Raw genomic sequence first — 6,416 nt, 5'->3', positions numbered from 1 at the left:
GAATTATAGGAGGTAAGCACAATGAAATCAGTATTTAAGTTTATGGTTGCTAGTACACTTGTTGTAGGCGGACTTTTAGCAGCTGGTACAATTTTTACTACTAAGAAAATTGATGAGTATGGCGATGATTTGGAAAACTTTTTACATTAATCGAAATCAGTAGTGAGCAGCTGCGCTTCCTTTTGGGTCGCGGCTTTTTTTGTCTGTCTTGCTTTTCGCAGTAGTAATTGTTAGAAAGTGGCTAAATCGTTCAAATGATATGTCTATAAAAACTTCTTCTTTGCAATGAGTCAGCTGTGCAGCGCAATAATTTCCGACCTCCATGAAAATATCGACCTTAAAAAATGATATTTCTCCGTATACTTAAGGTATCAAATGAATGAAATGGAGGAATACATATGAAGTGGTATAAATTATCAATTGAAGAAACTTTAAATAAAGTCGAAGCACAAATCACTGGATTAACCAAACAGGAACGCCAAGCGCGTTTGAAAAATAATGGACCGAATAAAATGGAGGAAAAGGAGCAGGTCAAGCTATGGCGCAAAGTTGGCAAGCATTTTACAGATCTGTTAATGATCGTTTTGATCGTCGCAGCATTATTGAAATTTGCGACGGGTGAAGCGGTAGAGGGCAGCATTATTTTCCTAGTAGTTATCGTCAATGGCTTCGTTGGATACTGGCAGGAACGTAAGGCGGAAGAATCATTGGATGGTTTGAAGCAAATGATGGGGCAAGAAGCTACCGTACTAAATGAAAACCAGCCGCTTAAGCTGAATTCAGAAGAATTAGTTCAAGGGGATGTCGTAATTTTGAAGGCCGGTGACGTTATTCCGGCGGATCTGCGTTTGATCGAAGTTCATGATTTAACCGTAGAAGAATCAATTTTGACTGGAGAATCTGAGGCAGTTGAAAAGTCAGCCGAGGCAATTGAACAGGATGCGATGGCTGGCGATCAGATAAATATGGCCTTCTCAGGGACACTTGTACAAACCGGTTCTGCCCGAGGCGTCGTCGTGGAGACAGGAGATAGTACCGAAATCGGAAAAATTAACCATGCGCTGCAATCGATTCAAGCCCAAACAACACCGCTGGTTAAGAAAATGCACCAGTTGAACAAACAGATTTTTAGAGGGATTTTAGCATTGATTGTTTTCCTGCTCTTCTTTACAAGTTTTAGGTATGGGATGGATTGGAGTTTGATGTTCTCTGCGAGTATTGCTTTGATTGTTGCGATGATTCCAGAGGGTCTGCCAGCTGTCTTGACGATGATCCTGTCGATGGGCGTCAAAGAAATGGCGGATGAAAATGCGATCATTAAAGGCATGCCAGCGGTTGAAACATTAGGTTCGATGACGGTAATCTGCTCGGATAAAACAGGAACGCTGACGAAAAATGAGATGACTGTTCAAGAGGTCGTAACAGGAGAATTGCCATTAGTAAAAGAGATTATGAATAATTGTCAGGAGTTAAAAACGCAGGATGATCAGAAAATTGAAGAGATTCACGGAAATCCAACAGAACTTGCTCTGCTGAACTACGTAGCGGAAGAGAAACAGCAGCTGAAACCAGTTGTAGCGAAAATTCCTTTCAGCTCAAGCTACAAATACATGGCGACGATGCATGATGAGAATGATGGACAAGTGATTTTTGTTAAGGGCGCTCCTGAAGTGTTGCTGGAAAAAGCAGAACTAACGACGGAAGAAAAAACAAAATGGGAAAAAAATGGATTGGAACTGGCGAGAAAAGGCCAGCGAGTTTTAGGATTTGCCTACAAAAAAGTCTCATCTGCCGAACTGACCCATGATTCCCTAGAAGGTTTAACCTTCGCTGGTTTGGCGGGGATTATTGATCCGCCGAAAGAGAGCGCTATTCGAGCTGTGGCACAGGCACAACAAGCAGGTATCTCCGTTAAAATGATCACCGGAGACCATAAAGCAACTGCTCAAGCAATTAGTGAACAAATTGGGTTGAAGCATACATCCAAAATCTTAGAAGGCGCCGACATTGACGGAATGTCTGATGAGGAATTGACGGAAGCAGTCGGGCACGTTGATGTATTTGCCCGGACGACGCCTAATCATAAGCTGAGAATTGTTACGGCGCTGCAGAAAAAAGAAGAAATTGTTGGAATGACTGGTGACGGGGTCAATGATGCGCCAGCCTTAAAACAGGCCGATATTGGTATCGCGATGGGTATCAAAGGTAGTGAAGTAAGTAAACAGGCAGCAGATATGGTATTAGCCGATGATAACTTTTACACGATCGTAAAAGCTGTTAAAGAAGGTCGCAGAATTTTTGATAATTTGCAAAAGACCATTAATTTCTTTTTACCAACCGCGTTAGCTCAAGGACTGATCGTGATCTTGGCATTACTTATGAATCGACCATTGCCGTTAACTCCCATCCAAATTTTGTGGGTCAATATGGTAACGACGATTACGTTGTCTTATGCATTGGGCTTTGAAAAGGCGAATCACGATACGATGAATCGTCCGCCAAGAGACACAAAGATGGGAATATTATCAGGTTACAGCTTCTTTAGAATCTTGTATGTCTCCTTGTTGATCATGATCCCTGCCTACTTCTTGTCTATGCGCTTTGAAGGTGCGGCTTTGCAGCAGACGATTCTTCTACAGAGCATTGTTCTAGGACAGGCTGTCTACATGATTAATTGTCGGGAGTTGCTTGATCCGGCGATCAATCGTCGCTTTTTTGAAAATAAATTCTTGTTTATTTCATTAGGAATCCTCTTCATCCTTCAATTAGGTGTTGTTTTCTTACCACTGGCACAGCAGCTGATTGGAACAACGGCACTTAGTTTAACGCAACAATTAGTCATTTTAGGAAATGCACTGCTGCTGTTCTTCGTTGTTGAAATCGAGAAGAGAATTAGTAAAGGAAATTTTCAAAGAAAAGAAAAAACGGTCAGTCGTTATCAAAATGACTAACCGTTTCGGCTAAAGATAGGAATGTGAAGTGAGTTCGGTCAATTGACTGAGCTCATTTTTTGTTGGAATAGTCGAAATATAACTCACTGGGACCGGCAGCGAATCCAGCGGAATATTGGAAACAATCAAATCATCGGTTTGAAACTTCAAATCTTTGAGTTGAGAGTGCTCTAGGGAAACGAGATTGACTCGTTTCCCTAAACGGTCAGCCAATTCTTGCCGTAGAAAAGTTTTCCAGGCAGGCTCTCCTTGAAAAACAAAGAAAACGGTTCTCGTATGTGGCTGGACTGTAAAGATCGCCTGTTGACTCAACAAAGAGAAAAGATTGACAAAATAGGTGGTATCGCCAATGGCAGAAAATTGCGGCAGACTGTTGAAAAGCGCGATGCTTTTTTCACTTAAAATAGCATAGTCTTGATTTCGCTGCACTAATAATTCTTGGTATTCTAATTGGAATTGCTTCGATAAAGTGGGTGACTCCGCATATTTTAATAACAGCAGCAGAATATTTGCTGGCAAATGTGTCCAGAGTAACGCTTGTAGCGATAAATCATCGGCGATTTCTTGAACGATTTGTTGCGCCTTTTCACGCAATTCAGGATATTCATTGGTCAATATCTGATTCACGTCTTTTCCTAGCGGATTATTATAATTCCAGCTTTCTAAAAAGCAGAAAAAGGCGAAAAAGATCTCTTCATCCTGCAGGTACACGCCTTCCTTTTCATATAATTTTTTTAAGAGGGGAGCATAGAGAGTAAACAAGGGATCGTTTGATTCAAAAGTAAAATTATCGATCTGACAGCCAGCTTTGATGCGAATACTATTGATAAAAAACCAGCAGATTCCAAAGATTTGTTCTGTATCGACCGTCAGATCCTCTATGAGCTCTTTTGTTAAAAAGTATAAATAATGCTCTTCGTGGATGGAGTAATCTTCAAAAAAGTAATTGTTATGGGTAAATGGCAATAACAAGCGGTGATAAAAGATTCGGATAGCACTTTCCTCTCCTAGTAAATAAGCGCTTGTCGCGGTCAAACGAATTTTGATATTAAACGGCTGCAATTGGCGATTGATCTTTGTTCGCTGGCGTTTGAGGGTTTCATAAGAGATACCCGTGTCATCAAGAAAGCGAGGAACATTCAATTCTTTATTAAAAAACAGTTGCTTGATTAGCTGTAAGCTCACGGAATGAGGCAAGAAGGCTTCCCAAAGCTCATTGGTCAATGACTGTTCATACGAAACCAAACGAATGCCATTTTTGTCAGAGTCTATTTCCCAACTCTCCGGTAAATAGCTTCGAATCAGCTGCAAATCAGAGAAAATCGTTCGTTCTGTGGTACCGATCTTTCCGGCCAACTCTTTGGCTGTCAGCTGGGAGTGATTAAGAAGCTGCTCTAAAAGTAAAATCTGACGATAAATATCTTTCTCAGTAATGATTTTTTTCAGCATGGAATACATAGAGGAATCCTCCTTCAAAAACAAGCATACGAAAGAAAGGTCGAGCGGGTCAAGCAACAGCTGTTAGGACTTTTCATTTTTTGCAAACAAGTCATTCAAATATAATAGGATCTAATGATATCCTCGTATTGATTTAATTGAGGGAAGCGTCGAAGTGTTTGATGTGCTGCAGCTAAACAGTTAATAGAAAGTAAAATAGAATTCCTGCTCACAAGAGTTAAGGATTTTTTTTATCGTCGAAATAGTCTATACTTCTATAGGTAAGAAAAAATGTTTTTCAGAGAGGATGGACACAATGTTACAACGAAAAATCGGCAACAGTTATTGGGAAACTTCCGCAATTGCTCTCGGAATCATGAGAATGGCAGCGCTAACGCCAACCAAAGCAGCAGAAGCTTTAGAGGCAGCTTTAGAAAGTGAGATCAATTTTATTGATTCAGCAGATATGTACGGAGATGGAAAATCAGAATTGGTTTTTGCTGCTGCTATGAAAGAAGCGGGCATCTCTCGTGACAAATTCTTTATTCAATCAAAAGGCGGCATCGTCACTGGCGATGAGAAACGCTATGATTTTTCTAAGCAACATTTATTGGATTCTGTTGATGGTATTTTGGAACGGATGGAGATCGATTATTTAGACAGCTATCTATTGCATCGTCCTGATCCATTGATGGAGCCGGAAGAGATCGCGGAAGCTTTTGATATCCTGCAAGCCAGCGGAAAAGTCCGTCACTTTGGTGTATCAAACTTCAACCCTGAACAATTTAAGTTGCTACAATCACATGTGGATCAAAAATTATTGATCAATCAATTACAGTTCTCGATTATGCACACAGGCATGATTGATTATGGCATGCACACGAACATGACAGATACGCGTTCGTTTGACCATGATGGTGGCGTGTTAGAATTTTCTCGTCGCAAAGGCGTGACGATTCAAGCGTGGTCACCATTCCAATACGGATTCTTCGAGGGAGTCTTTGTTGATAATGACAAGTTCCCAGAGTTGAATGCATTGTTAGACAAATTAGCGAAAAAATATAATACCAATAAAAATGCGATCGCGACTGCTTGGATTCTGCGTCACCCAGCAAATATGCAAGTCATCTTAGGTACAATGAATCCGACACGGATCAAAGAAAGTGCATCAGGCGGCGACGTTACCTTAACGAAACAAGAATGGTACGACGTATACTTCGCAGCTGGAAACGATTTACCATAAATATAAATATGTATTAGCTAATGAAACAGACCTGCTTTTATAAGTAGGCCTGTTTTTTTAAACTGCTAAGAGGCCAAATTCTCAAAAAAACTGACGCTTGTTTCCGCTGATTTATCGCTAGAGTTAAGGTGGATAATCATGCGCTATCAGATCAAGTAGTCAAACCGGAACAAATTTTTTAACGAATCAACGAACGAGGAAAATAGATTTTGAGCTTTTTGAAATAAGGAAAGGATTTCAATAATTAGCATTAGTTAATAAGAGGAAAATTATCAAAAAGCTTTTTTGGCAGATGAAGCCCTCCTATAGAACAGAAAATCGGAAAAATCGGTGATAAGTACGAAACGACTGGTAAAAAAATTTCTGGTTGGAAAATAAAAGAAACGCCAAAAAATGCGAAGGGTGAATACCAAGCCAAGGAACAAACGATTACGTATGTTTATATAAAAGAAGAAAAACAAGCAGGTGGCACTAATCCAGCTACTGATAGCAGAGATGGCACTGGTGGAAAGCGAGCGGCTGAAGTAAAGGCTTATCCAGAAGCTAAAAGTTATTCTGCAGCAGAGACTGTTTCAAAAAATAATCCGGAAAGCAGTGGAAAAATTCTTCCAAAAACCGGTGAAGAAACGACAAATACGACGATCCTGAAGCCTTTAGGAATCGCAATGATCGGGATGGTCGGAGTGATTATTGGTAAGAGAAGAAAATTTGACTAATAATTATTATCCTGTCAAATTAGAAGACAGTCCTTGCTGAATGGTTTGATTGTTGACTAAATCAAAAAT

5 protein-coding genes are annotated in these 6,416 nt (G+C 40.2%); 4 read left to right on the top strand and 1 reads right to left on the bottom strand.

Annotated features, from left to right (window positions below):
• Window positions 1-21 precede the first annotated feature (21 nt).
• Window positions 22-150 (top strand): hypothetical protein, encoded by a 129-nt coding sequence (locus AC4J95_RS20870; RefSeq protein ID WP_494551515.1) that lies wholly within the window; start codon window positions 22-24, stop codon window positions 148-150.
• Between the two features lie 248 nt (window positions 151-398).
• Window positions 399-2,951 carry an HAD-IC family P-type ATPase gene (locus AC4J95_RS20865; RefSeq protein ID WP_494551514.1) on the top strand — a complete coding sequence of 851 codons (2,553 nt, stop codon included), beginning with the start codon at window positions 399-401 and terminating at the stop codon, window positions 2,949-2,951.
• A 9-nt stretch (window positions 2,952-2,960) separates the two neighbouring features.
• On the opposite strand, the gene mafR is transcribed toward AC4J95_RS20865, so the two are convergent.
• Window positions 2,961-4,409 carry a global transcriptional activator MafR gene (gene mafR / locus AC4J95_RS20860; RefSeq protein WP_494551513.1) on the bottom strand — a complete coding sequence of 483 codons (1,449 nt, stop codon included), beginning with the start codon at window positions 4,407-4,409 and terminating at the stop codon, window positions 2,961-2,963.
• A gap of 295 nt (window positions 4,410-4,704) precedes the next feature.
• Here mafR and AC4J95_RS20855 point away from each other — a divergent pair, with 295 nt between their 5' ends.
• Window positions 4,705-5,631: an aldo/keto reductase gene (locus tag AC4J95_RS20855; protein ID WP_494551512.1), complete on the top strand. Its 927-nt coding sequence runs from the start codon at window positions 4,705-4,707 to the stop codon at window positions 5,629-5,631.
• A gap of 305 nt (window positions 5,632-5,936) precedes the next feature.
• Complete coding sequence (locus AC4J95_RS20850) at window positions 5,937-6,347, top strand: MucBP domain-containing protein (RefSeq protein ID WP_494551516.1); 411 nt, start codon at window positions 5,937-5,939, stop codon at window positions 6,345-6,347.
• Window positions 6,348-6,416: the final 69 nt, after the last annotated feature.

The sequence above is a fragment of the Enterococcus sp. GPZ-007 genome, from assembly GCF_059374735.1.
This window is presented reverse-complemented; position numbering and strand designations above follow the sequence as displayed.

Bases quoted from the DNA above. Each gene is read 5' to 3' on its own strand.
- AC4J95_RS20870 (WP_494551515.1), top strand. From the start codon at position 22: ATGAAATCAGTATTTAAGTTTATGGTTGCTAGTACACTTGTTGTAGGC.
- AC4J95_RS20855 (WP_494551512.1), top strand. From the start codon at position 4,705: ATGTTACAACGAAAAATCGGCAACAGTTATTGGGAAACTTCCGCAATT.
- AC4J95_RS20865 (WP_494551514.1), top strand. From the start codon at position 399: ATGAAGTGGTATAAATTATCAATTGAAGAAACTTTAAATAAAGTCGAA.
- mafR (WP_494551513.1), bottom strand. From the start codon at position 4,409: ATGTATTCCATGCTGAAAAAAATCATTACTGAGAAAGATATTTATCGT.